Origin of the sequence: Paraburkholderia sp. MPAMCS5 (assembly GCF_036016995.1) — a bacterium.
Lineage (GTDB): Bacteria > Pseudomonadota > Gammaproteobacteria > Burkholderiales > Burkholderiaceae > Paraburkholderia.
This window is the reverse complement of the sequence record NZ_JAYXBK010000005.1, coordinates 264,914-289,699: the sequence shown is the minus strand read 5'-3', so window position 1 is coordinate 289,699 and position 24,786 is coordinate 264,914. Positions and strand designations below refer to the sequence as shown.

At 64.1% G+C, this 24,786-nt stretch carries 22 protein-coding genes; 14 read left to right on the top strand and 8 right to left on the bottom strand.

Features of this window, described 5'->3' with window-relative positions; genetic code table 11:
• Window positions 1–5: 5 nt before the first annotated feature.
• Together VOM14_RS14195 and VOM14_RS14190 are read left to right on the top strand one after the other, a co-directional pair.
• Complete coding sequence (locus VOM14_RS14195) at window positions 6–614, top strand: ComEA family DNA-binding protein (RefSeq protein ID WP_327629345.1); 609 nt, start codon at window positions 6–8, stop codon at window positions 612–614.
• Between the two features lie 59 nt (window positions 615–673).
• Complete coding sequence (locus VOM14_RS14190) at window positions 674–1,243, top strand: YidB family protein (RefSeq protein WP_442955542.1); 570 nt, start codon at window positions 674–676, stop codon at window positions 1,241–1,243.
• Window positions 1,244–1,395: 152 nt separating this feature from the next.
• Here VOM14_RS14190 and clpB read toward each other — a convergent pair whose 3' ends face one another.
• Together clpB and VOM14_RS14180 are read right to left on the bottom strand one after the other, a co-directional pair.
• Window positions 1,396–3,993, bottom strand: a complete 2,598-nt coding sequence (gene clpB / locus VOM14_RS14185) for an ATP-dependent chaperone ClpB (RefSeq protein ID WP_327629343.1) — start codon at window positions 3,991–3,993, stop codon at window positions 1,396–1,398.
• 132 nt (window positions 3,994–4,125) lie between these two features.
• Window positions 4,126–4,659, bottom strand: a complete 534-nt coding sequence (locus VOM14_RS14180; protein WP_327629342.1) for an Rrf2 family transcriptional regulator — start codon at window positions 4,657–4,659, stop codon at window positions 4,126–4,128.
• Window positions 4,660–4,957: 298 nt separating this feature from the next.
• On the opposite strand from VOM14_RS14180, the gene VOM14_RS14175 reads away from it, so the two are divergent.
• Window positions 4,958–5,500, top strand: a complete 543-nt coding sequence (locus tag VOM14_RS14175; protein WP_327629341.1) for a group III truncated hemoglobin — start codon at window positions 4,958–4,960, stop codon at window positions 5,498–5,500.
• A 28-nt stretch (window positions 5,501–5,528) separates the two neighbouring features.
• On the opposite strand, the gene VOM14_RS14170 is transcribed toward VOM14_RS14175, so the two are convergent.
• The 6 genes from VOM14_RS14170 to VOM14_RS14145 form a co-directional block, all read right to left on the bottom strand.
• Complete coding sequence (locus tag VOM14_RS14170; protein ID WP_327629340.1) at window positions 5,529–6,005, bottom strand: molybdenum cofactor biosynthesis protein MoaE; 477 nt, start codon at window positions 6,003–6,005, stop codon at window positions 5,529–5,531.
• A gap of 17 nt (window positions 6,006–6,022) precedes the next feature.
• Window positions 6,023–6,280 (bottom strand): molybdopterin converting factor subunit 1, encoded by a 258-nt coding sequence (moaD, locus tag VOM14_RS14165; protein ID WP_327629339.1) that lies wholly within the window; start codon window positions 6,278–6,280, stop codon window positions 6,023–6,025.
• Between the two features lie 24 nt (window positions 6,281–6,304).
• A complete protein-coding gene (locus VOM14_RS14160; protein WP_327629524.1) occupies window positions 6,305–7,546 on the bottom strand; it encodes a molybdopterin molybdotransferase MoeA in 1,242 nt (413 codons plus the stop codon).
• A 254-nt stretch (window positions 7,547–7,800) separates the two neighbouring features.
• On the bottom strand, window positions 7,801–9,264 hold the full coding sequence (gene thrC, locus VOM14_RS14155; RefSeq protein WP_327629338.1) for a threonine synthase: 1,464 nt from the start codon (window positions 9,262–9,264) through the stop codon (window positions 7,801–7,803).
• A gap of 8 nt (window positions 9,265–9,272) precedes the next feature.
• Window positions 9,273–10,604, bottom strand: coding sequence for a homoserine dehydrogenase (locus VOM14_RS14150; RefSeq protein WP_327629337.1), 1,332 nt, complete (start codon window positions 10,602–10,604; stop codon window positions 9,273–9,275).
• 79 nt (window positions 10,605–10,683) lie between these two features.
• Complete coding sequence (locus VOM14_RS14145; RefSeq protein WP_327629336.1) at window positions 10,684–11,931, bottom strand: pyridoxal phosphate-dependent aminotransferase; 1,248 nt, start codon at window positions 11,929–11,931, stop codon at window positions 10,684–10,686.
• A 470-nt stretch (window positions 11,932–12,401) separates the two neighbouring features.
• On the opposite strand from VOM14_RS14145, the gene VOM14_RS14140 reads away from it, so the two are divergent.
• From VOM14_RS14140 to VOM14_RS14090, 11 genes are all read left to right on the top strand, one after another.
• Window positions 12,402–12,776, top strand: a complete 375-nt coding sequence (locus VOM14_RS14140; RefSeq protein WP_327629335.1) for an Mth938-like domain-containing protein — start codon at window positions 12,402–12,404, stop codon at window positions 12,774–12,776.
• 273 nt (window positions 12,777–13,049) lie between these two features.
• Window positions 13,050–14,783, top strand: coding sequence for a glycosyltransferase family 39 protein (locus tag VOM14_RS14135; protein WP_327629334.1), 1,734 nt, complete (start codon window positions 13,050–13,052; stop codon window positions 14,781–14,783).
• A 25-nt stretch (window positions 14,784–14,808) separates the two neighbouring features.
• Window positions 14,809–15,180, top strand: coding sequence for an SMR family transporter (locus VOM14_RS14130; protein ID WP_327629333.1), 372 nt, complete (start codon window positions 14,809–14,811; stop codon window positions 15,178–15,180).
• A 190-nt stretch (window positions 15,181–15,370) separates the two neighbouring features.
• Window positions 15,371–16,531: a DegT/DnrJ/EryC1/StrS family aminotransferase gene (locus VOM14_RS14125; RefSeq protein ID WP_327629332.1), complete on the top strand. Its 1,161-nt coding sequence runs from the start codon at window positions 15,371–15,373 to the stop codon at window positions 16,529–16,531.
• A gap of 6 nt (window positions 16,532–16,537) precedes the next feature.
• The gene (locus tag VOM14_RS14120) at window positions 16,538–17,590 is read left to right on the top strand and encodes a glycosyltransferase (protein ID WP_327629331.1); all 1,053 of its coding nucleotides are present in this window, start codon (window positions 16,538–16,540) and stop codon (window positions 17,588–17,590) included.
• On the top strand, window positions 17,587–18,522 hold the full coding sequence (locus VOM14_RS14115) for a formyltransferase (RefSeq protein ID WP_327629330.1): 936 nt from the start codon (window positions 17,587–17,589) through the stop codon (window positions 18,520–18,522). Before VOM14_RS14120 ends, VOM14_RS14115 begins: the two co-directional genes overlap by 4 nt.
• Window positions 18,519–19,583 (top strand): bifunctional UDP-4-keto-pentose/UDP-xylose synthase, encoded by a 1,065-nt coding sequence (locus tag VOM14_RS14110; RefSeq protein WP_327629329.1) that lies wholly within the window; start codon window positions 18,519–18,521, stop codon window positions 19,581–19,583. Before VOM14_RS14115 ends, VOM14_RS14110 begins: the two co-directional genes overlap by 4 nt.
• 10 nt (window positions 19,584–19,593) lie before the next feature.
• On the top strand, window positions 19,594–20,487 hold the full coding sequence (locus VOM14_RS14105; protein WP_327629328.1) for a polysaccharide deacetylase family protein: 894 nt from the start codon (window positions 19,594–19,596) through the stop codon (window positions 20,485–20,487).
• A gap of 204 nt (window positions 20,488–20,691) precedes the next feature.
• Window positions 20,692–21,153 carry a peroxiredoxin gene (locus VOM14_RS14100; RefSeq protein ID WP_327629327.1) on the top strand — a complete coding sequence of 154 codons (462 nt, stop codon included), beginning with the start codon at window positions 20,692–20,694 and terminating at the stop codon, window positions 21,151–21,153.
• Window positions 21,154–21,499: 346 nt separating this feature from the next.
• Entirely contained in the window at window positions 21,500–23,365 is a 1,866-nt protein-coding gene (locus VOM14_RS14095) for a PhoH family protein (protein WP_327629326.1), read from the top strand.
• A 202-nt stretch (window positions 23,366–23,567) separates the two neighbouring features.
• Window positions 23,568–24,755 carry an NlpC/P60 family protein gene (locus VOM14_RS14090; protein ID WP_327629325.1) on the top strand — a complete coding sequence of 396 codons (1,188 nt, stop codon included), beginning with the start codon at window positions 23,568–23,570 and terminating at the stop codon, window positions 24,753–24,755.
• The last annotated feature ends 31 nt before the right edge of the window (window positions 24,756–24,786 follow it).

The following is a 24,786-nucleotide window of genomic DNA, read 5'->3' as shown; positions in this document are numbered from 1 at the left end:
TTGCCATGCTGAAGAAGCTTCTGCTGCTGTGTGTTGCTGTGGTCTTGTCGCTGTCGGCGGGATTTGCGTCCGCCGTCGAAGTCAATACCGCCGATCAGGCGGCGCTCGAATCCGTCAAGGGCATCGGCCCGGTGCACGCGAAGGCGATCATCGACGAACGCACGAAGAACGGCCCGTTCAAGGACGCCGACGATCTGGCCGCACGTGTCAAAGGCATCGGCAACAAGTCGGTCGTGAATCTGGAAGCAGCGGGCTTGACGATCAACGGCGCGTCGACGCCGCCGACGGGCGCGAAGGCCGCCGCGAAGTCCGCGAGCACGAAGACCGCGCCTGCCGCAACGGCTGCCGCGTCCACCACCACCGCCACCGCCGCCGCGACGGCAACGCCGGCCGCGCCTGCCGAGGCTTCCGCCACGAAGGCCTCGAAGTCATCGAAGAAGAAAGGCAAGGCAGCGGCCTCCGAAGCTGCCCCGGCATTCGCGCCGGCCACAACCGCCGCGGCGCCCGCCGCCAGCGCAAGCGCGCCTGCCGATGCATCCGGCACGAAGGCATCGAAGAAGAAAGCGAAGAAGAGCAAGGCTGCGTCCGCGGCGGCAGCATCGGGCGGCGCCTGAAGTCCCTGCGCAAGCCAATTCATTAACCTGGCAAGGTCGAGCGGCCGCCGCGACGTTGCGTGCCGTCATCGCGCTTCGGCGCGTCACGGACACTTCGGCGTCGCGCCGCGGCACGCCTTCCTTCCCCCGACGCCGCGCAACCGCGCGGCGCATCACCCGCCGACGCGTCGTCCGCGTGTCGGCACTCAAGAGAGACCGTCATGAGCCTACTCGACACCCTCGGTTCCCTGGTTGGCAAATCGCCCGAAGGCGGCAGCCAGCAAGCGCTGATCGCAGCCGCACTCGAATTCGTCAATAACCAGCCGGGCGGCCTGAACGGCCTGATCCAACGCTTCCAGGACAAGGGCCTCGGCGACGTCGTGTCGTCGTGGGTCAGCAACGGCGAGAATCAGCCGATTGCCGCCGATGCGTTGCATAGCGTGCTCGGCAACGAAGCCGTGACCAACCTCGCGGCGAAAGCCGGCGTGCAACCGGATCAGGTCACCGGCCTGCTGTCGCAGATTTTGCCGCACGTGGTCAACGCCGCGACGCCGGAAGGCGAAGTGCCGGCCGAAGGCAAACTGAATGCGACGACCGTGCTGGGCGCGCTCGGCGGCCTGTCCGCCCTGTTCGGCAAGGGCACTGCCTAAGACACGTCAATCGCATAATCAGGCCGCGCGAGCCACGCCTCGCCGGCTCGGCGGCCGAAAAAAAGCGGCAACGAAGTCACCTTCGTTGCCGCTTTGTCATATGCGCGCGTTTCGGCGTGGCGCCGCAGCGTCACCTCGCGCGTCGAATCGCGTCAATGCACCACGCGTTCGAACACCAGATTGCCGTCTTCGAGTTCGACCGGAATCACGTCCTTCGGACCGAACTTGCCGGCCAGAATCAGCTTCGCGACCGGGTTCTCGATCTCCTGCTGGATCGCGCGCTTCAGCGGCCGCGCGCCGAACAGCGGGTCGTAGCCGACCTTGCCGACGTGCTCCAGCGCGTCCTCCGACACCACCAGTTGCATGTCGAGCTTGGCCAGCCGTTCGTGCAGACGCTGCAACTGAATCCGCGCGATGGACTGCACGTTCGAGCGGTCGAGCGCATGGAACACCACGACGTCGTCGATCCGGTTCAGGAACTCGGGCCGGAAGTGCAGCTTCACTTCTTCCCACACGGCGTCCTTCACCGCCTCCTGCGGCTCGCCGACCATCGACTGGATCACCTGCGAACCGAGGTTCGAAGTCATCACGATCACCGTGTTCTTGAAGTCCACGGTACGGCCCTGGCCGTCGGTCATGCGGCCGTCGTCGAGCACTTGCAGCAGCACGTTGAACACGTCCGGATGCGCTTTCTCGATTTCGTCGAGCAGGATCACGCTATACGGCTTGCGGCGCACGGCTTCCGTGAGGTAGCCGCCCTCCTCATAACCGACATAGCCCGGCGGCGCGCCGATCAAACGGGCGACGCTATGCTTCTCCATGAACTCGCTCATGTCGATCCGGATCAGATGATCTTCCGAATCGAACAGGAACGACGCCAGCGCCTTGCACAACTCCGTCTTGCCCACGCCGGTCGGTCCGAGGAACAGGAACGAGCCGTACGGACGATTCGGGTCCGACAAACCGGCACGCGAGCGACGGATCGCATCGGCCACCGCGCTAATCGCCTCGTTCTGGCCGATCACGCGCTCGTGCAGCTTTTCTTCGATCTGCAGCAGCTTTTCGCGCTCGCCCTGCATCATGCGCGAGACCGGAATGCCCGTGGCGCGCGACACGACTTCAGCGATTTCCTCCGCGCCGACCTGCGTGCGCAACAGGCGCGGACGCGTCGGATTGTTCTGCTCCTTTGCCTCGGCTTGCGTCACTTCTTTCAGTTGTGCCTCGAGCCCCGGCAGCTTGCCGTATTGCAGCTCGGCGACCTTTTCGAGCTTGCCTTCACGCTGCAAGCGCGTGATTTCGGCGCGCGTCTTGTCAATATCTTCCTTCAGTTGCGCGCTGCCCTGCACCGCGGCTTTTTCCGCGGTCCAGATTTCTTCGAGGTCCGAATATTCGCGATCGAGCCGCTCGATTTCCTCTTCGATCAGTTGCAGACGCTTTTGCGACGCTTCGTCCTTCTCTTTCTTGACGGCCTCGCGTTCGATCTTCAACTGGATCAGGCGGCGGTCGAGCCGGTCCATCTCTTCCGGCTTCGAGTCGATTTCCATCTTGATCTTCGAAGCGGCCTCGTCGATCAGATCGATGGCCTTGTCCGGCAGAAAACGGTCGGTGATATAGCGATGCGACAGTTCGGCCGCCGCGACGATCGCAGGGTCCGTGATGTCCACGCCGTGATGCAGCTCATACTTTTCCTGCAAGCCGCGCAGAATCGCGATCGTGGCCTCGACCGTGGGTTCGTCGACGAGCACCTTCTGGAAGCGGCGTTCGAGCGCGGCGTCCTTCTCGATGTACTTGCGGTATTCGTCGAGCGTGGTCGCGCCGACGCAGTGCAGCTCGCCGCGCGACAGCGCCGGCTTCAGCATGTTGCCCGCGTCCATCGCGCCCTCGGCCTTGCCCGCGCCGACCATCGTGTGAATTTCGTCAATGAAAACGATGGTCTGTCCTTCGTCTTTCGCGATGTCGTTCAGCACGGCCTTCAGACGCTCTTCGAACTCGCCGCGATATTTCGCGCCGGCCAGCAGCGCAGCCATATCGAGCGACAACACGCGTTTGCCCTTGAGCGTTTCCGGTACCTCGCCATTGACGATGCGCTGTGCGAGCCCTTCGACGATCGCAGTCTTACCGACGCCCGGCTCGCCGATCAGCACCGGATTGTTCTTGGTCCGACGCTGAAGAATCTGAATGGAGCGGCGGATTTCGTCGTCACGGCCGATCACCGGGTCGAGCTTGCCGGCCCGCGCGCGTTCAGTCAGATCGACGGTGTACTTTTTCAGCGCCTCGCGCTGGCTTTCGGCGTCCTGGCTATGCACCTGCGATCCGCCGCGCACCGCGGCAATCGCGCTTTCGAGCGACTTGCGCGACAAGCCGTGCTGACGCGCGAGCCGGCCGACTTCGCCTTTGTCGTCCGCGACCGCGAGCAGGAACATCTCGCTCGCGATAAACGTGTCGTTCAGCTTCTGCGCTTCCTTGTCCGCCTGATTCAGCAGACCGGTCAGCTCGCGGCCGATCTGCACGTTGCCGTCGGTGCCCTGCACTTGCGGCAGACGCGTGATGGCCTCGTCGAGCGCGGTTTTGAGCGCCTGTACGTGCACGCCGGCGCGTGAAAGCAGCGAGCGCGCCGAGCCGTCCTGTTGCGCGACGAGCGCCGACAGCACGTGAACCGGCTCGATGTATTGATTGTCATGGCCGACCGCGAGACTCTGCGCGTCCGCCAGTGCTTCCTGGAATTTAGTGGTGAGTTTGTCGATTCTCATTCGAGACCTCCAATTTCGATTACCACCAAAATGAGGCGATTTATTCAGGTTTCAAGCGCTTTTTTGACGTCCCGAAGGAGTTTTTGACATTTGACGCGCGGAAATTGCCTGGGCCGCGCCGGGCAGCCGCTGTCACGCGATCGGCACTGGCTTGTCGCTCGCCGAATTGGCGGATGTCGGCCCAACGGGGCCAGCGGACGGCACGGGCACGACAGGAATAATGGGGTGGATGCCGAGCAAGGCCGCGAGCGGGCCGTGCGGACCGGCGAGTTCGTCGATCGTATGGCGGTCCAGTTCCGCGAGAAATGCGTGACGCGCCGCCTCCAGCACGCTGCGCAACCGGCATTGAGGCGTGATGACGCAGGAGCGGCTCTCGCCGTTCTGGTCCGGCAAACAGGCGACCAGCGCGAAATCGCTTTCCGTGGCGCGCACGATCTCGCCGACGGTCAACGCGCGGCTGTTTTCGGCCAGCCGCAGGCCGCCGTTGCGCCCACGCACGGTCTCGACCCAGCCGAGTTCGCTGAGCTGCTGCACCACTTTCATCAGGTGATTTTTGGAAATGCCGTACGAATCGGAGATATCCTGGATCGTCGACAAGCCCTCGCCGCGGATAGCCAGGTAAAGCAGGACGCGCAACGAGTAGTCGGTGTAGTCGGTCAGTCTCATAGGTACAGTGTCACGATGAGCGCAAGCCGCGATCCGTGGGATAACCGCGTCGACGCAAGGGTTGCCGGGGGCCGCGGCTTCGCCATAAGATGCAGAGTTGCTACATTTTTAATTGGGCTGCACGAATGAGGCCGGACGTTAGACACCAATGGTAACGTTTCTCGGTGCCCGTTCACATGAAACGCATGGTATTTACGGCCCACTTCCGCTCGATCAGCCTAATTTGGGGGCAATCCTGACGGTTTGTGGCGCGGTGTGGCGAGCTGCGGAGCAATCGTCGCCTATTTCTGGAATTCGCATGAAACCCTCATTTCCCGCCGCGCCGGTTGTCGAGCGCGCCGCCGAGCCCACCGAAGCGAATATTCGCGCGCTCGTCTACGCCTTCTACGACCGCGTGCGCGCCGACCCGCTGCTCGGCCCCGTGTTCGATGCGACGCTGGCAGGCCGCTGGGACGATCATCTGCCGAAAATGTGCACCTTCTGGGCGTCGCTCGTGCTCGGCGCGAAGCAGTATCGCGGCAATGTGCAGCAGGCGCATCAGCCGCTCGAAGGTGTCGAGCCGCAGCATTTCAGCCGCTGGCTGTATCTGTTCCTGGACACGGTCGAGTCGCGTTACGAGCCGGTGGCCGCGGTCAGATTCATGGAACCGGCGCTGCGCATTGCGCAGAGCCTGCAATTGAGCCGCTTCGGCTGGGACTACAAGATTCCGGCGGAACAGCAGGCTTTGCTCGAACGCGTCGCGCCGAAGCGCCCTCCGCGCGACGATGAGCCGCAGCTTCCGGAGCGGCCCGCGGGCGAGCCGTTTCCGACGCGCATTATCGGGCGTTCGCGCGACGAGTGAGCTTGATGACTGGCAGCGTGGCCTGCGGCTACTGCGCGCCGCCATTCCCCGATTCGATTCCCCAGCGCGCAAGCGCGGCGTCGTCGGTCACGCGCGCGTCGACCCACCGCTCGCCCGTCTCGGTTTTTTCCTTCTTCCAGAACGGCGCCTGCGTCTTAAGGTAGTCCATCACGAATTCGCACGACGCGAATGCGTCCCCGCGATGCGCCGCCGTGGTCGCGACCAGCACAATCTGATCGAGCGGATAAAGCTTGCCGACGCGGTGCACGATCAGCACCTCGATGCCCTGCCAGCGCGCCTGTGCCTTCACGATGATCGCTTCCAGCGACTTCTCAGTCATGCCGGGATAATGTTCCAGCTCCATGGTTTCGACCGTGCTGCCGTCGTTCAGATCGCGCACGGTGCCGACGAAGCACACCACCGCGCCGATCTTCGGATTGCGGGCGCGCAGCGCGGCGACCTCGGAGGTGAGATCGAAGTTTTCGGTTTGGACACGAACGGGCATGGCCGGCTCCTGGCGGGTCAGCCGCCCGTGACGGGCGGGAAAAACGCGACTTCGCAGCCTTCGGTGATGCGCGTGCCTGCGTTCGTCATGACGTGATTGCAGGCCATGCGTAGCGCGCGGCCCTCGGCGAGCGTATCGGCCCAGATGCCGCCGCGCACGCGCAGCCAGGCGCGCACGTCGCCCACGGTCGCCACGCCGTCGGGCACCTCGACCGTCTCGTCGGCCAGATCGAGCGCTTCACGCACGCTCGCAAAATATCGGAGTTGAATCTTCATCGGATGCCGCCGGCGTCGCCGGCCTCAATTCAGCAATTCGGAAAAAGGGATGAAGCGCACGGTTTCGCCGGCGCTGATCGCATGGTTGGGCGGATTGTCGATCAGGCCGTCGCCCCATACGGTCGATGTCAGCACGGCCGAACTCTGGTTCGGGAACAGATCCAGCCCGCCGGCCGCATTGACGCGCGCCCGCAAGAATTCGTTGCGGCGATCCGCCTTGCCCTGCGTGAAGTCCGCGCGCAGCGACAGCGCGCGCGGCTCGACGGACGCAACGCCCGCCAGACGCAGAACGAATGGGCGCACGAGCAGCAGGAAAGTCACGAAGCTCGAAACAGGATTGCCCGGCAAGCCGATGAAAAACGTCTCGGTGCGGGCAGCCCCGGCGGTTTGCGCAGACGACGACGCCGCGCGCCGCACGGCGCCGAACGCGAGCGGCTTGCCGGGTTTCATGGCGATCTGCCACATCGCGAGGCGCCCTTCTGCCTCGACGGCCGGCTTCACGTGATCTTCCTCGCCGACCGACACGCCGCCGCTGGTCAGGATCAGATCGTGCGCCTGCGCGGCTTCACGCAACGTGGCGCGTGTGGCGTCGAGCTGGTCGGCGACGATGCCGTAGTCCGTCACTTCGCAGCCGAGTTTTTCCAGCAGGCCGTGCAGCGTGAAGCGATTCGAGTTGTAGATCGCGCCGGGTTTGAGCGGCTCGCCGGGCATGGTGAGTTCGTCGCCGGTGAAGAAAACCGCGACCTTTACGCGCCGCCGCACTTCGAGCTGCGCGCAACCGACCGACGCGGCGAGCCCCAACGCCTGCGGCGTGAGCCGCGTGCCGGCCGGAAGGATGACCGCTCCGCCGCGAATGTCCGCCCCTTGCGCGGTGATCCATTCGCCGGATTTCGGGCTGTGCAGAATCGTGACTTCGTCGCCGGCGGCTTCGGTTTGCTCCTGCATCACGATGGCGTCGGCGCCCGGCGGCACCGTCGCGCCGGTGAAGATGCGCGCCGCCGTGCCGGGCTTCAGCGGCTCGGGCGCGTGACCGGCGGGAATGCGTTGCGAGACCGGCAGACGGCGGTTGCCGTGCGTGGTGATGTCGGCGGCGCGGATCGCGTAGCCGTCCATGGAACTCGTGTTCATGGGCGGGACGTCGAGCGGCGACACGACGTCGGCCGACAACACGCGGCCAAGCGCTTCGAGCGTCGGAACAGATTCGCTGCCGATAACCGGGCTCGCGGCGCCGAGGAGCGTCGCGAGGGCTTCGGCGGTGGCGAGCATCGGAGCGCGGGGCGTGGGAGTGGACATCTCAGTTCGAAGCCGCAGGTTAAAAGAACATTGTAGCGGTCGATGGCCGCGGCTTGTCGTGCGGTGGCTTGGTGGAGGGTTTTTTCGGCGCTTGGGCCGGCGCTTGGGCCGGCGCTTCTGCCGGCGATTCTGCAGATTCTGGCCTGCTTGCCGCGGGGATTGCGGCAAGCGCGCTTGAACTCATGTTTGAACTCGCACGCGGGCCGCCGGCCCGCGCGTCACGGCAATCAGGCGCCCGTGTTCGCCGCGATAAAGTCCTTCACGCGCTGCGCGTCTGCCGGCACGACTTCGAATCGCTGCGGCAGCGACTCCAGCCCCGTGAACGCAGCCGGACGTTCCGGCTCGCGCAACAGCGCCTCGCGAATCGTTTCGCCGAATTTGATCGGCTGCGCGGTTTCCAGCACGATCATGGGAATACCCGACTGCAGATGTTCGCGCGCGACCTTCAGGCCGTCGGCCGTATGCGTGTCGATCATCGTGTCGTAGCGCTGGAAGACGTCGCGGATCGTCTCCACGCGGGTGTCGTGGTTGCTGCTGCCGGACACGAAACCGAACTCCTTCACGCGCGCGAAATCACCGCTTGCCGCGAGGTCGAAACCGCCTTTTTCCTCGACGTCGCGGAACAGTTGCAGCACGCGCGCCGGATCGCGGCCGAGCAGGTCGAACACGAAGCGCTCGAAGTTCGACGCCTTCGAAATATCCATGCTCGGGCTGCTCGTGTGATACGTCTCGGCCGCCTTGCGCACGCGGTAGATGCCGGTGCGGAAAAACTCGTCGAGCACGTCGTTTTCGTTGGTCGCGACCACCAGCTTTTCGATCGGCAAACCCATCATGCGCGCGATGTGACCCGCGCACACGTTGCCGAAATTGCCCGACGGCACCGTGAACGACACGCGCTCGTCGTTGCTCTTCGTGGCGGCGAAATAGCCCTTGAAGTAGTACACGACCTGCGCCACGACGCGCGCCCAGTTGATCGAATTGACCGTGCCGATCTTGTACTTCGCCTTGAACGCGTGATCGTTCGAGACGGCCTTCACGATGTCCTGCGCGTCGTCGAACACGCCTTCGACCGCGAGGTTGAAAATGTTCGGGTCTTGCAGGCTGTACATCTGCGCGGTCTGGAACGCGCTCATCTTCTTGTGCGGCGACAGCATGAAGACGCGAATGCCCTTCTTGCCGCGCATCGCGTATTCGGCGGCGCTGCCGGTGTCGCCCGACGTCGCGCCGAGAATGTTCAGCGTCTCGCCGTGCTTGTCCAGCGTGTATTCGAACAGGTTGCCGATCAGCTGCATCGCCATGTCCTTGAACGCGAGCGTCGGACCGTTCGACAGTTCCAGCAGCGACAGCGGCGCGCCGTTTTCGACGCCGAGCGTCTTGAGCGGCGTGATCTGCGCGGCGAGCCTGTCAGCCTCGCCGTCGTCGCGCACGTGGCAGTAGGTTTCGGCGGTGTACGTCTTGCGCGTGAGAGCGCGCAGATCTTCTACAGGAATGTCGTCGCTGAACTTCGACAGGATCTCGAAGGCGAGATCAGCGTACGGCAGCGTGCGCCAGCGCGTCAGCTCGTCGGCGCTGACACGCGGATATTGCGCGGGCAGATACAGGCCGCCGTCTTTCGCGAGACCGCCGAGCAGGATGTCGGAGAAGGTGTGGCGCTCGCCGGCTCCGGCGCCGCGCGTGGAGAGGTAGTTCATAGTTCGGCCTAGTTCAGCGCTTCCATGCGCAGCTTCGTGACTTGCGAGACGACGGTGTGCAACGCCTCGATCGACCTGATCGCGGCGTTCACATTCTTTTCTACCGTCTCGTGCGTGATCAGGATGATGTCGGTTTCGCCCTTGCCGTTCGCGTCGACCTGCTCCGATTCCTTTTGCAGCAGCGCGTCGATCGAGATGCCGGTGTCGGCCAGAATACGCGTGATGTCGGCCAGCACGCCGGTCACGTCCGCCACGCGCAGACGCAGATAGTAGCCGCTCGTGACTTCGTCGATGGGCAAGATCGGCGTGTTCGACAGCCGGTCCGGCTGGAACGCCAGATGCGGCACGCGATGCTCCGGGTCGGCCGTATGCAGGCGCGTCACGTCGACCAGATCGGCGACCACCGCCGAGGCCGTCGGCTCCGCGCCCGCGCCCTTGCCGTAATACAGCGTGGAGCCGACCGCGTCGCCGTGCACGACGACGGCGTTCATCGCGCCTTCCACATTCGCGAGCAGGCGTTTTTCCGGAATCAGCGTGGGATGCACGCGCAACTCGATGCCCTTTTCCGCGCGCCGCGCGATGCCGAGCAGCTTGATGCGGTAGCCGAGTTCCTCGGCGTATTTGATGTCGATCGCCGCGAGCTTGCTGATGCCTTCGACGTAAGCCTTATCGAACTGCACCGGCACGCCGAACGCGATCGCGCTCATGATGGTCGCCTTGTGCGCGGCATCCACGCCTTCGATGTCGAAAGTCGGATCGGCTTCGGCATAGCCCAGTTCCTGCGCGGCCTTGAGCGCGGTCGCGAAGTCGAGCCCGCGGTCGCGCATTTCCGAAAGAATGTAGTTGGTCGTGCCGTTGATGATGCCCGCGATGTACTGGATGCGATTGGCCGTCAGCCCTTCGCGCAGCGCCTTGATGATCGGAATGCCGCCCGCCACCGCAGCCTCGAACGCGACCATCACGCCGTTGGCGCGCGCCGCTTCGAAAATCTCGGTGCCGTGCACCGCGAGCAGCGCCTTGTTGGCCGTGACCACGTGCTTGCGGTTCTTGATCGCGCGCAGGACGAGGTCGCGCGCCACACCCGTGCCGCCGATCATTTCCGCCACGATGTCGATCGACGGGTCGTCGACGACCGCGTTGAAGTCGTCGGTCAGCGCGACGCTGGCCGCCTCGGCGCCGAGCGCCGCGGTCGCCTTCGCCGGATTGCGCACGGCAATGCGCGCAACCTCGATGCCGCGGCCCGCGCGACGTTTGATTTCTTCCTGATTGCGGCGCAGTACCGTGAAGGTGCCGCTGCCTACCGTGCCGAAGCCCAGCAGTCCAACTTTGATCGGTTCCATGCAGCGTGTGTCGAGTAAAGGATTAAAAAATGGGGCGCCGGGTGCGGCGCGGCTCGGGCCGCGCCTTGCGTATTGTGCGTCAGGCCGTGTGACGTTTGCGGTAACCGTCGAGGAAACGCGCGATCCGGTTGATGGAATCCGCGAGGTCGTCCACGTTCGGCAGGAACACGACGCGGAAATGGTCCGGCGTCTTCCAGTTGAAACCGGTGCCCTGCACGAGCAGCACACGCTCTTCCAGCAACAGATCGAGGATGAACTGCTGGTCGTCCTGGATCGGATAGATCTTCGGGTCGAGGCGCGGGAACATGTACAGCGCCGCTTCAGGCTTCACGCAGCTTACGCCGGGAATGGCCGTCAGCATGTCGTACGCGAGCTCGCGCTGTTTGTAGAGGCGCCCGCTCGGCACGATCAGGTCGTTGATGCTCTGATAGCCGCCGAGCGCGGTCTGGATCGCGTACTGGCCGGGCACGTTCGGGCACAGGCGCATGGAAGCGAGAATGCCGAGCCCTTCGAAATAGTCTTTGGCGTGGCGGCGGTTCTCGCCCGTCAGGCCCGAGATGAACATCCAGCCGGCGCGATAGCCGCACGAGCGGTAACTCTTCGACAGGCTGTTGAACGTGACCGTGAGCACGTCTTCGGAGAGCGAGGCCATGGAGGTGTGCGTCTTGCCGTCGTAGACGATCTTGTCGTAGACCTCGTCGGCGAAGATCACGAGGCCGTGCTGGCGCGCGATCTCGATCAGGCCGAGCAGCAGTTCGTCCGAATACAGCGCGCCGGTCGGATTGTTCGGGTTGATGACGACCAGCGCGCGCGTGTTCGGCGTGATTTTCGCGCGGATGTCGTCGAGATCGGGCATCCAGCGGTTCGACTCGTCGCAGATGTAATGCACGGGCGTGCCGCCCGAGAGGCTCACGCCGGCCGTCCACAGCGGATAGTCGGGCGCGGGCAGCAGCACTTCGTCGCCATCGTTCAGCAGGCCTTGCAGCGCCATCACAATCAGCTCGGACGCGCCGTTGCCGATGTAGATGTCGTCCAGTTCCACGCCGTGCACGCCCTTTTGCTGCGTGTAATGCATGATCGCCTTGCGCGCGGCGAACACACCCTTGGAATCCGAATACCCCGACGAGCTGGGCAGATTCAGGATCATGTCCTGAATGATTTCGTCCGGCGCCTCGAAGCCGAACGGCGCCAGATTGCCGATATTCAGCTTGATGATGCGATGGCCTTCTTCTTCGAGCCGTTTCGCGTGTTCGAGGACGGGCCCGCGAATGTCGTAGCAGACATTCAACAATTTGTTGGACTTGAGAATCGGTTTCACGGCGGGCACTTCATCCTGGTTAATTGGGCTTGGGGCATGGAGTTCGGGCACACCCGGCCCGGGGCAAACATTTCAACGCGCCGGCTGGCTCGCCGAGCTGGATTCCGGCGCCGGGCCGGCGAGACCGTTGCGCACGCGTCGCGGCGGATTGCGTTTGCGCAGCAAACGAAAAATCCCACGCGCAGCGGGACAAAAGCGGGACAAAATCAGACGAAAGCGGGCGAAACCGGGGCAGGTAGCCGACGGAGCCCACCCCGGGCCGTCAGCGCGGCTTGTGGCGGCACATGGGCGGGGGCGCCGCTGAGCGGCTAAAAAGTTATAATTTAGCGGATTTTGGCCGACTTCCGCAATGCACCAACCGCAACGGGAGCCTTTTCGGCCCTCTCGTGTCCCACTCGTGTAGAACCGCCCTGCTCGCGCTTCACGCCGACCAGGCCGTCAACGCACATGATGTCGCGCGACGACTTCGGAAAACGAATTTGAAATTACATCAGGATTCCAGCGGCGCCCTCAACACCGTGACCGGCTATGGCGCCGGCTATGTCGAAATCAATGCGGTGCGTCATTCGGGCAGCCTTCTCGTGCTGCCGGACGCGCCCGTCATCCCTTGGCCCGTGTCGTCTTTCGAGCAACTGAGCCCCGAACTTTTCGCGATGCTGGTGGAGCCCGCGCCCGAGGTCGTGATCTTCGGCAGCGGCGAGCGGCTGCGCTTTCCGCACCCGCGTCTGACGGCGGCGCTCACGGCCAAACGCATCGGCGTCGAAACCATGGACTTCAAGGCCGCCTGCCGTACCTACAACATTCTGATGGCCGAGGGCCGCAAGGTCGCGGCCGCGTTGCTGATCGAAGCGTAGCGGCCGTGCCGGGCCGCTCGCGTCGCCTCTGCGTGACCGACGACGGCCGCGCGAAGGCCCGCGCTTAGCGCCGGCGGGCCGCCCGCGCTCGCCGCGTCACCGGCGAATCACGTACACTGCGCGCCATCTGCGCCAGGCGGCACGCCCGATGGCGCAACAATTGCCCGCGCGCAACAGCGCAGCAAGACCGGCCGTCAGCCGCAGACAGCCGCCAGTTCCGAATAACAAACGCGAGCGCCGCGCATGCGGCGTCGCCCGAAAGGTTGAACATCCATGAACGATACGCCGTCGAGGCTACCGCTCAACCGCACCGCGATCCTGCTGCTGGTGCTGGCCCTTGCCGTGATCTGGTTCGTGCCGCTCGGCTGGCGCCATCTGCTGCCGAGCGACGAAGGCCGCTACGCCGAAATGGCGCGCGAGATGTTCGTCACCGGCGACTGGATCACGCCGCGCTACAACGGCTACAAGTACTTCGAAAAACCGCCGCTGCAAACCTGGTTGAACGCGCTCACCTTCGCGTGGTTCGGCATCGGCGAATGGCAGGCGCGGCTTTATACGGCGCTCACCGGCTTTGCCGGCGTGCTGCTGATCGGCTACACCGGCGCGCGCGTGTTCAACGCGGCGACCGGCGTGCTCGCGGCCATCGTGCTCGCGACCTCGCCGTACTGGAACCTGATGGGCCACTTCAACACGCTCGACATGGGCCTGTCGTTCTGGATGGAACTGACGCTCTGCGCGTTGCTGCTCGCGCAGCGCCCGGGCCTTTCGACCTCGTGCGTGCGCGGCTGGATGTGGCTGTGCTGGGGCTCGATGGCGCTCGCGGTGCTGTCCAAGGGACTCGTCGGTCTGATTCTGCCGGGCGCCGTGCTGGTGCTCTACACGCTGATCGCGCGCGACTGGGCGCTGTGGAAGCGTCTGCATCTGATCGGCGGCCTGATCGTGTTCTTCGCTATCGTCACGCCGTGGTTCGTGCTGGTGCAACAGCGCAATCCCGAGTTCCTGAATTTCTTTTTCATCGTTCAGCAGTTCAAGCGTTACCTGACGCCCGAGCAGAACCGGCCGGGGCCGTTCTATTACTTCGTGCCGGTGCTGATCGTCGGTTTCCTGCCGTGGCTCTCGGTGACCGTGCAGAGCGTGCGTCATGCCTTGCGCCTGCCGCGCCAGCCGAACGGCTTCGCGCCCATCACGTTGATGCTGGTCTGGACCGGTTTCATCTTCCTGTTCTTCAGCGCGTCGCATTCGAAACTGCTGTCGTACACGCTGCCCATCGCGCCGCCTATTGCGCTCATGATCGGCATGTACCTGCCGCTCGTCACGCGCGACCAGTGGCGGCGCCACCTCGCCGGCTATGCGCTGTTTCTCGTCGTGGCGGCGTTTGCCGCGCTGTTCCTGCCGCGCTTCGGCAGCGCGCGCAACCCGACCGAGCTGTACGCGGCGTATCGCGGCTGGGTGCTCGCGGCGCTCGGCGTCGCCTTCGTGCTGACGCTCGCCGCGCTCTGGCTGAATCGCCGCAACCGGGCCGCCAGTTTCGCCGCCATCGCGAGCTTCGGCGCGGCCTGGCTGCTGCTCGGCACGATCGCGGGCGTCGGTCACGACGTGTTCGGCCGCCTCAGTTCCGGCGCGCCGCTCGCGCCCGCGATCAAGGCGCAAATGGCGAAAATGCCGGCCGACACGCCGTTCTACTCGGTCGGCGTACTCGATCACACGCTGCCGTTCTACATCGGCCACACGATGATCATGGTCGCGCATCCGGACGAGCTCGCGTTCGGCGTTTCCGTCGAGCCGCAAAAATGGGTGCCGTCGGAGGACGCGTGGATCGCGCGCTGGAAGGCCGAGCGCTACGCCCTGGCGCTGATTCCGCCGCCCACCTACGACCGGCTTCTCAAGGCAGGCTTGCCGATGCAGGTAATCGCGCGCGACCCGCGCCGCGTCGTCGTGATGAAACCGCTTGCCGCGGCGGATGCCGCGAACGCGGCGCCCGCGCCCCTGGAAAAACCACAACCGTGACCCCATATCAGGATCTGAACACCCGATGAACCCGATTTCCCTCTTTTGTATTCTTGCCGGCGTCTCGTTGAACGCGGGCGCGCAGTTGCTGCTCAAAGCCGGAACGAATGCCGTTGGACACTTCGAATTCACCCGTGCGAACATCCTGCCCATTGCCTTTCGCCTCGCCACGCAGCCGCCGATCATCGGCGGGCTCGCATGCTATGTGATCAGCGTCGCGGTATGGGTGATCGGGCTGTCGCGCGTGGACGTGTCGATCGCGTATCCGATGCTATCGCTCGGCTACATCGTCAACGCTTTTGCAGCGTGGTATCTGTTCGGCGAAGTCATGTCGGTACAGAAGCTGGTGGGCATCGGCATCATCCTGCTCGGCGTGGTGATTCTCGCGCGCAGCTAGGCGGCCCGGCGGCAATCTTGCCGCGGCAAAGATAAGGTAAGCCGGCATCGGTGCCGGCTAAGCAAAACGTAAGGTTGATCGCGGTATGCTCCGCGGTTGCACTCTTTTTAGCCCTGGTCCGGGTTGGCGCGCAGTTGCACGAAGCGTGCGCCCTTCGGGCCGCGGCCCATTTCGATCGAGCGAAGCATTCATGACCCAGTCAACCGTTCCGTCTCTGCCGTTCCTGCCGTTCGTCAAACCGGAAATCGATGAAGAGACGATTCAAGGCGTAGCCGACGTCCTGCGTTCCGGCTGGATCACCACCGGTCCGCAGAACCAGAAATTCGAGGCGGCGCTCTCCGAATTCTGCGGCGGCCGTCCGGTGCGCACATTCAACTCCGGCACGGCCACGCTCGAAATCGGCCTGCGCATTGCAGGCGTCGGCCCGGGCGACGAAGTGATCACCACGCCCGCGTCGTGGGTCTCGACCAGCAATGTGATTTACGAAGTCGGCGCAACGCCGGTGTTCGCCGACATCGACCCGGTCACGCGCAACATCGACCTCGATCGGCTCGAACAGGCGATCACGCCGCGCACCAAGGCGCTGATTCCGGTTTTTCTTTCGGGCCTGCCCGTCGATATGGACCGTCTCTACGCAATCGCCCGCGCGCACAAGCTGCGCGTGGTGGAAGACGCCGCGCAGGCGTTCGGCTCGACGTGGAGCGGCAAGCGCATCGGCGCGATCGGCGACATGGTCTCGTTCAGCTTCCACGCGAACAAGAATCTCACGTCGATTGAAGGCGGCGCGCTCGTGCTGAACAACGAGGAAGAAGCCGTGCTCGCCCAGAAGTACCGGTTGCAAGGCATCACGCGCACGGGTTTCGACGGCATGGACTGCGACGTGCTGGGCGGCAAGTACAACCTGACGGACGTCGCCGCGCGCGTCGGCCTCGGCCAGTTGCCGCATCTGGAGCGCTTTCTCGCGCAGCGCAGGAAACTGGCGCGCGCGTATTTCGCCGGCTTCGAGGGCGGCGCGGCGCACAAGCTGGGCATCGGCCTGCCGTTTGCCGACTTCGAGAACAGCAACTGGCACATGTTCCAGATCACGCTGCCGCTCGAAAAATTGTCCATCGACCGCGCCGGTTTCATGGGTCAACTAAAAGAGCGCGGCATCGGCTCGGGCGTGCACTATCCGGCGATTCATCTGTTCTCGCTGTATCGCGCGCGCGGCTTTACTGAAGGCATGTTCCCCCATGCCGAGCGTTTCGGCGCGACGAACGTCACGCTGCCGCTCTTCACGCTGATGAACGAAGGCGACGTGGAGCGCGTGTGCCGCGCGGTCAACGAAATTTGCGAACAATACGGAAAATAAGCGGAAATGATTTATACGGAACAACGCGCCGTCACACCGGAAGTGTCGATCATCATTCCGGTGTACAACGAGGAAGCCGGACTGGCAGCGCTATTCGCGCGGCTCTACCCGGCGCTCGACGCGCTCGGCACGTCCTATGAAGTGATCTTCATCAACGACGGCAGCCGCGACAAATCCCCCGCCCTGCTCGCCGAGCAGTTCCGCGCGCGCCCCGACTCGACTCGCGTGATTCTGCTGAACGGCAACTACGGCCAGCACATGGCGATTCTCGCGGGCTTCGAGCAGTCGCGCGGCGACATCGTGATCACGCTCGACGCCGATTTGCAAAACCCGCCTGAAGAAATCGGCAAGCTTGTGTCGAAGATGCGCGAAGGCTTCGACTACGTCGGCACGATCCGTCTGCAGCGCCAGGACAGTTTGTGGCGCCGCAAGGCTTCGCGCGCGATGAACCGTCTGCGCGAGCGCATCACGCGCATCAAGATGACCGATCAGGGCTGCATGCTGCGCGCGTACAGCCGGCATATCATCGACACGATCAATCGCTGCGGCGAAATCAATACGTTCATTCCGGCGCTCGCGTACACCTTCGCGCAGAATCCGGTCGAGATCGAAGTCGCGCACGAGGAGCGCTTCGCCGGCGAATCGAAGTACTCGCTGTACTCGCTGATCCGCCTGAATTTCGACCTCGTGACCGGCTTCTCGGTCGTGCCGTTGCAGTGGCTGTCGTTCATCGGCGTAATCCTGTCGCTCGGCTCCGCGGCGCTCTTCGTGCTGCTGCTGATTCGCCGCTTCATTATCGGCGCGGAAGTTCAGGGCGTGTTCACCCTGTTCGCCATCACGTTCTTCCTGCTCGGCGTGATCATCTTCGCGCTCGGTTTGCTCGGCGAATACATTGGCCGGATTTACCAGCAGGTGCGAGCCCGTCCGCGCTATCTCGTGCAGACTATTCTCGAAGAGCGCAACGGCGCCGCCGCGAATCCGACACCGCGTCAGGCCATCGTGCAAGATGTGCAGGCCGCGCCGCTCGCCGGCCATCGCGACGAGGGTCCGAACCGATGAAACCGCGCGCCGTCGTATTCGCGTATCACAACGTCGGCGTGCGCTGCCTGCAGGTGCTGCTCGCGCGCGGCGTGGACGTGGCGCTCGTCGTCACCCACGAAGACAGCCCGACCGAGAACATCTGGTTCGGCAGCGTCGCGAGCGTGGCGGCCGAACACGGCATTCCCGTCGTCACGCCGGCCGATCCGAAGAGCCCGGAATTGCGCGCCATCGTGGGCGCCGCACGGCCGGACTTCATCTTTTCGTTCTACTACCGCCACATGTTGCCGGTGGATCTGCTCGCGCTCGCCGCGCGCGGCGCCTACAACATGCACGGCTCGCTCCTGCCGAAGTATCGCGGCCGCGTGCCGACCAACTGGGCCGTGCTGCACGGGGAAACTGAAACCGGCGCGACGCTGCATGAAATGGCCGCGAGGCCGGACGCGGGCGCGATCATCGCGCAAACTCCGGTGCCGATCCTGCCCGACGACACCGCCGCGCAGGTGTTCGACAAAGTCACCGTGGCCGCCGAACAGACGCTGTGGCGCGTGCTGCCGGCCTTGCTCGCGGGCGAAGCGCCGCATCTGCCGAATGATCTGCCGCACGGCAGCTACTACGGCGGCCGCAAGCCGGAAGACGGCCGCATCGACTGGACGCAGACGGCGCAGCAGATCTACAACCTGATCCGCGCGGTCGCGCCGCCCTATCCGGGCGCGTTCACCGATCTCGCCGGCCGGCGTTTCGTCGTGGCGCGGGCGCGCCTTGCCGCGCCCGGCGCGCTTCGTCCGGATTTGCCGCCGGGCCTGCACGTAAGCGATAATGCCGTTTTCGCGATAGGCGGCGACGGCCGCGCGCTCACCATCCACGAATTGCGGCAACAGCACGACGGCACTGAAACTGTCGTCAGTCCGGCCGAATTCGCCCAGCTCATCCAAACTCCCCGTCATTCATGAAAACCGAAGGTTTCGCTAAAAAAGTCCTGATCCTGGGTGTGAACGGCTTCATCGGCCATCACCTGTCCAAACGCATTCTCGAAACGACCGATTGGGAAGTTTTCGGAATGGACATGCAAACGGACCGTCTGGGCGATCTGGTCAATCATGAGCGGATGCACTTCTTTGAAGGCGACATCACGATCAACAAGGAGTGGGTCGAATATCACATCAAGAAGTGCGATGTGATCCTGCCGCTCGTCGCGATCGCCACGCCCGCCACGTACGTGAAGCAGCCGCTGCGCGTGTTCGAACTCGACTTCGAGGCAAACCTGCCGATCGTGCGTTCGGCCGTGAAGTACGGCAAGCATCTCGTGTTTCCGTCGACCTCCGAGGTCTACGGCATGTGCACCGACGAGCAGTTCGATCCGGAAGCGTCGCAACTGTCGTACGGCCCGATCAACAAGCCGCGCTGGATCTACGCGTGCTCGAAGCAGTTGATGGACCGCGTGATCTGGGGCTACGGCATGGAAGGCCTGAACTTCACGCTGTTCCGTCCGTTCAACTGGATCGGCCCCGGTCTCGACTCGATTTACACGCCGAAGGAAGGTTCGTCGCGCGTGGTCACGCAGTTCCTCGGCCACATCGTGCGCGGCGAGAACATCAGCCTCGTCGACGGCGGCGCGCAAAAGCGCGCGTTCACGGACATCGACGACGGCATCGGCGCGCTGATGAAGATCATCGAGAACAAAAACGGCGTCGCGTCGGGCAAGATCTACAACATCGGCAACCCGACCAACAACTTCTCGGTGCGTGAACTCGCGCACAAGATGCTGACGCTCGCCGCGGAATTCCCGGAATACGCCGACAGCGCGAAGAAGGTGCAACTCGTCGAAACGTCGTCGGGCGCGTACTACGGCACGGGCTATCAGGACGTGCAGAACCGCGTGCCGAAGATCGACAACACGATGCAGGAACTCGGCTGGGCGCCGAAGTCGACTTTCGACGAAGCGCTGCGCAAGATTTTCGAAGCGTATCGCGGCGACGTCGAACAGGCGCGCGCGCTTGTCGAACAGCAATAAGGGCTGATCCTTGGCTCGTATCGTCCTGAAGATCGACGTCGACACGCTGCGCGGCACGCGCGAAGGCGTGCCGAATCTCGCGCGCATTTTCGACCGCTTCAAGGCGCGCGCCACCTTCCTGTTCAGCCTCGGCCCCGATCACACCGGTTGGGCGATGCGCCGCGTGCTGCGGCCGGGCTTTCTGCAGAAGGTGTCGCGCACGTCGGTCGTCGAACATTACGGCGTCAAGCAGTTGATGTACGGCGTGTTGCTGCCGGGGCCGGACATCGGCGTGAAGGCGTCGGCGGAAATGCGCGCCATCCACGAAGCCGGCTTCGAGTGCGGCATTCATACGTGGGATCACGTGTACTGGCAGGACAACGTGCGCTCGAAAGATCGCGCGTGGACCGCCGCGCAAATGCAGAAAAGCCATGACCGTTTCGTCGAGGTGTTCGGTGCGCCGCCCGTCACGCACGGCGCGGCCGGCTGGCAGATGAACGGCCATGCCTTCGAGCAGATCGACGCGTGGGGCATGCACTACGCGTCCGACGGCCGCGGCCATTCGCCGTATCTGCCGGTCGTGAACGGCAGGACGCTCGCGCATGTGCAGATGCCCACCACGCTGCCCACGCTCGACGAAGTGCTGGGCGTCGACGGCGTGGACGAGCACAACGTTGCCGCGTTCATGCTGAAGCACACCGAAAACAATCCGCACGATCAGGTGTTCACGCTGCATGCGGAACTCGAAGGACAGAAGCTCGCGCCGATCTTCGAGCAGTTGCTGCAAGGCTGGCGCGCGCAGGGCCACACGTTCGCGACCATGGGCGACTACTACGCCACGCTGGACCGCGACGCGCTGCCATCGTACCCTGTTACATGGGGCGAAATTCCAGGGCGCTCCGGCGAGCTGATCGTCCAGCCCTGAGCGGCTAGCCGGCGTTTCTGGCGAGCCATGCTCAGTCGAGATTCAAGATGCCTGGCTGAAACGCTCGCCGGCGGCGCGACCCGACGACCCGACCGCCACGCGAGAACATGCGCGCACCGGTAGCCCCTCCCCAACTCGATGCCAGGCCGGCGCCGCCGTGTCGGATTCACACGGCGGCGCCGGCCATAACAACCGGAGAACCTCGTGCCCATCGCAGTCGACCAACCCATCCCCGACTTCACCGCTCCCGCCACCGGAGGCGAGATCACGCTGTCCGAACTGCGGGGCAAGAAGGTGGTGTTGTATTTCTATCCGAAGGACAACACGCCCGGCTGCACGACCGAAGGTCTGCAATTTCGCGACCTCTATCCGAAGTTCAGAAAGGCCGGCGCTGAAGTGCTCGGCGTGTCGCGCGACAGCCTGCGCTCGCATGACAACTTCAAGGCAAAGCTCGAACTGCCGTTCCCATTGATCTCGGACCCGGAAGAAAAGCTGTGCGCGCTCTTTAGCGTCATCAAAATGAAGAAAATGTATGGCAAAGAAGTACGGGGAATTGAACGCTCCACGTTCCTCATCGACGGTGAAGGTGTGTTGCGCGAGGAGTGGCGTGGCGTGAAAGTGCCCGGCCATGTCGACGAAATTCTGGAGGCTGTACAAGCCCTTTGAGGCGCGTTATATTCGGTTGCAATGAGTGCCTGTCCACCCCAAATTTTTCGTTGCTGCGCAAGACTTGACGGTCATGTCCTTGGGCCGGTCGGAGTCGTCAGGCGCAACGCGAGCACCGTAGGCGAGCCGCTTGCCCCGTACGCCGGGGCGGCGGCTTTTTCAATTGCGCGCGGCCGTTCATTCACTCGGCCCGCGCTTTCCGTTAAGGAGCCGATCGAAAACCAGGCGAACCGGCATCTCTAGACCGAATGCGCGCCTCCGGGCGCAAACTGCGTGCGCAACCTCGGCACCGGCAGAATGCGACAGGCGGCGCACGATATGTGACCCGATTATTTCGAGGGAAACCATGCCTTTGCCTACCCCCCCGAGCAAGCTCGGCAATCTCCTGCCCCCTGACGAATACAAGGTCAAGGCCGCCACACCGGCTCGCGCCGCGTCGAAGAAACAGGCCGAAGGAGAATCCGCGGAGTCGGCCGACTACGGCCGCACGAACGTCGCCACGCCTATGGCGCATGCCGCCAATGCCGCGACCACCTTGCGACCGGTGCCGGCATCGTCGGCTTCCGCCCCGGCGTCCGCAGGTGCGGGCCAGGCCGCTCAGGCGCGCGGCGCCGGGCGCAAGACCAAGCAAACCGCAGCGCTGTTGCAACCGGTTCCCGCTAGCCGTCCGCAAGCCGAAGCTTTTGCACCCGCTGTCGAGCCGCAGCCGGCCGTCGGACGTGCGCCGAGCGCGAAGCAAACCGAGGCCGCCGCGCCCGCTGCCGCGCCCACCGCGCGCGGCACGAGCAGGAAACGGGGCACGGCCACCCAGCCGGTCGAAATCCAGAAGCTCTTCGTGCTCGACACCAACGTGTTGATGCATGACCCGAGCTGCCTGTTCCGTTTCGAGGAGCACGACGTCTATCTGCCGATGATGACGTTGGAAGAACTCGACAACCACAAGAAAGGCATGTCGGAAGTCGCGCGTAACGCTCGCCAGGTGAGCCGCACGCTGGACGCGCTGGTGGCGAACGCCGGCAACATGTCCGACGGCATTTCGCTCGCGCGTCTGGGTAGCCGCGAGGCGTCCGGCCGCCTGTATTTCCAGACCAAGCTGACGGCGATCGAGCCGGTCGAAGGTCTGCCGGAAGGCAAGGCCGACAATCAGATTCTGGGCGTCGTGCGCGCATTGCAGCGCGACCGCACGGATCGCCAGGTCGTGCTGGTGTCGAAAGACATCAACATGCGCATCAAGGCGCATGCGCTGGGGCTGCCCGCCGAAGACTACTTCAACGACCAGGTGCTCGAAGACAGCGATCTGCTGTATTCGGGCATCCGCGCGTTGCCGCAGGATTTCTGGACGAAGCACGCGAAGGGCATGGAAAGCTGGCAGGACACCAAGACCGGCACCACCTATTACCGCGTGACCGGTCCGCTGTGCCCGTCCATGCTGGTCAACGAATTCGTCTATCTCGAGCCGCAAAATGGCGAGCCGGCGTTTCACGCCCTGGTGCGCGAGCTAAACGGCAAGACGGCGCTGCTGCAGACGCTGCGTGACTACGGCCACCACAAAAACAACGTGTGGGGCATCACGGCGCGCAATCGCGAGCAGAACTTCGCGCTGAATCTGTTGATGAATCCCGAAATCGACTTCGTGACGCTGCTCGGTCAGGCGGGTACCGGCAAGACGCTGGTCGCGCTCGCTGCCGGCCTCGCGCAGGTTCTGGACGATAAGCGCTATAACGAGATCATCGTGACGCGCGCCACGGTGCCTGTGGGCGAAGACATCGGCTTTCTGCCCGGTACGGAAGAGGAAAAAATGCAGCCGTGGATGGGTGCATTCGACGACAACCTCGAAGTGCTGCAGAAAACCGACGACGCCGCCGGCGAATGGGGCCGCGCCGCGACTCAGGAACTGATCCGCTCGCGCCTGAAGATCAAGAGCATGAACTTCATGCGCGGCCGGACGTTCGTGGATAAGTATCTGATTATCGACGAAGCGCAAAATCTGACGCCGAAGCAGATGAAAACGCTGGTCACGCGCGCGGGTCCGGGCACCAAGATCATCTGTCTGGGCAATATCGCGCAGATCGACACGCCTTACCTGACGGAGGGCAGCTCGGGTCTGACCTATGTGGTCGACCGCTTCAAGGGCTGGGCGCACAGCGGGCATGTGACGCTGGCGCGCGGCGAGCGTTCGCGCCTCGCGGATTACGCGTCGGAAATTCTTTAAAACTCAACGGTCTGGCTTTAGGCAAAGCCGCGTTCCGATGATTCGGAGCGCGGCTTTTTTCATGGCGCGGCGTCTTTGAAGAGCAACACTTAGCGCGTGAACTTCAAGTAATTTGTCAAGAATTCTTGCCGCTGTTCCGTTTCAGCGGCTACCATCCGGACATTGCGCGCCTTTAAACGCGCGCTTACCGCTTTCATCTTTCATGCTCCGACTCGCCTTCTCGCTGCTGACCGTTCTGCTGCTCGCCGCCTGCGCCGGCGCGCCGCAGAAGACGTCGTCGCGCTCGGGAAGTTCGGTTGTCGTCGCCAATGGCGCTTACCGCGCGCCGCCGCCCGGATTTCCGAATTTTGTGGATCACAGCATCGGCCGCGAGGAAATCTCGATTCAGGCGATGAGCCTCGTCGGCGTGCCGTACCGTTGGGGCGGCAACACGCCTGACAGCGGCTTCGATTGCAGCGGCCTCGTTCACTATGTCGTGGCGCGCGCGGCGTCGGTGAATCTGCCGCGCACCACCGCCGATATGAGCGGGCGCGGCGAATCGATCGAACCGGACGAGATCGCGCCGGGCGATCTGATCTTTTTCAATACCACCGGCCGCGCGCACTCGCATGTCGGTATCTACGTAGGCAAACTGCGCTTTGTCAACGCGCCTTCGACGGGCGGCACGGTGCGGCTCGATTATCTGACCAATCCGTATTGGGCCAAGCGCTTTGACGGCATTCGCCGCGTCGCCGGACCGGCCACGAAACCCGCGCCTTTCGATGAGCCGAGTTATCAGGCCGCGTCGCCGCAGCCGGAACGCCCGGTCGCGGCGACGAGCGCCGCGTACGGACGCGGTCAGGCGGGCGGTGCAAGTGCGTCGTCGGCGGCGGCAGCGGCAAAGGCAGCGCCGGACGATGCCGCGAGCGTATTGCCTTCCCAGGCTCTTGCGCGTGTGGCGACTGACGCGTGGGCGCCGTCGGCAACCGCGGCCCCCGCCACGACGAGCGCAGCGCGAACGCCGCAAGCTGATCCCTTCGAACCGCCACCGCCCGGCATGAGCGCGGCGCAGATTCAGGCACGGACAGCGGGTGCGGTATCGCCGGCGCCGGCGAATACCTATGACCCCAGCGGCGGCGCTCCCGCTCAACGGCAGCCCACGGTGACCGCGCGCGCGGTTCAGCCAACCCCGAGCGCACCGGATGCGATCGATGCCGCCGCCGATGCGTTCGAACCGCCACCAGCGGCTTCCGTTGCCGCCCGTCAGGCGCGCCAGGCACAGCAGGCACAGCAACCGGCGGACGAAGGCAGCGTGCAGATCATGCGAGCCTCGACGGCCTCACGAGGCGTCCCCGCGCCGTCGCAAACCAACGACGATCCGATCGCGCGCTTTGCCAACGGCAAGTTCTAGTTTCGCCAACGGCAATTTCTAGCGGCAGCGC

Bases quoted from the DNA above. Each gene is read 5' to 3' on its own strand.
- clpB (WP_327629343.1), bottom strand. From the start codon at position 3,993: ATGAGAATCGACAAACTCACCACTAAATTCCAGGAAGCACTGGCGGAC.
- VOM14_RS14120 (WP_327629331.1), top strand. From the start codon at position 16,538: ATGATTTATACGGAACAACGCGCCGTCACACCGGAAGTGTCGATCATC.
- VOM14_RS14180 (WP_327629342.1), bottom strand. From the start codon at position 4,659: ATGAGACTGACCGACTACACCGACTACTCGTTGCGCGTCCTGCTTTAC.
- thrC (WP_327629338.1), bottom strand. From the start codon at position 9,264: ATGAACTACCTCTCCACGCGCGGCGCCGGAGCCGGCGAGCGCCACACC.
- VOM14_RS14135 (WP_327629334.1), top strand. From the start codon at position 13,050: ATGAACGATACGCCGTCGAGGCTACCGCTCAACCGCACCGCGATCCTG.
- VOM14_RS14195 (WP_327629345.1), top strand. From the start codon at position 6: ATGCTGAAGAAGCTTCTGCTGCTGTGTGTTGCTGTGGTCTTGTCGCTG.
- VOM14_RS14095 (WP_327629326.1), top strand. From the start codon at position 21,500: ATGCCTTTGCCTACCCCCCCGAGCAAGCTCGGCAATCTCCTGCCCCCT.
- VOM14_RS14090 (WP_327629325.1), top strand. From the start codon at position 23,568: ATGCTCCGACTCGCCTTCTCGCTGCTGACCGTTCTGCTGCTCGCCGCC.
- VOM14_RS14160 (WP_327629524.1), bottom strand. From the start codon at position 7,546: ATGCTCGCCACCGCCGAAGCCCTCGCGACGCTCCTCGGCGCCGCGAGC.
- VOM14_RS14150 (WP_327629337.1), bottom strand. From the start codon at position 10,604: ATGGAACCGATCAAAGTTGGACTGCTGGGCTTCGGCACGGTAGGCAGC.
- VOM14_RS14170 (WP_327629340.1), bottom strand. From the start codon at position 6,005: ATGCCCGTTCGTGTCCAAACCGAAAACTTCGATCTCACCTCCGAGGTC.
- VOM14_RS14110 (WP_327629329.1), top strand. From the start codon at position 18,519: ATGAAAACCGAAGGTTTCGCTAAAAAAGTCCTGATCCTGGGTGTGAAC.
- VOM14_RS14115 (WP_327629330.1), top strand. From the start codon at position 17,587: ATGAAACCGCGCGCCGTCGTATTCGCGTATCACAACGTCGGCGTGCGC.
- VOM14_RS14175 (WP_327629341.1), top strand. From the start codon at position 4,958: ATGAAACCCTCATTTCCCGCCGCGCCGGTTGTCGAGCGCGCCGCCGAG.
- moaD (WP_327629339.1), bottom strand. From the start codon at position 6,280: ATGAAGATTCAACTCCGATATTTTGCGAGCGTGCGTGAAGCGCTCGAT.
- VOM14_RS14125 (WP_327629332.1), top strand. From the start codon at position 15,371: ATGACCCAGTCAACCGTTCCGTCTCTGCCGTTCCTGCCGTTCGTCAAA.
- VOM14_RS14130 (WP_327629333.1), top strand. From the start codon at position 14,809: ATGAACCCGATTTCCCTCTTTTGTATTCTTGCCGGCGTCTCGTTGAAC.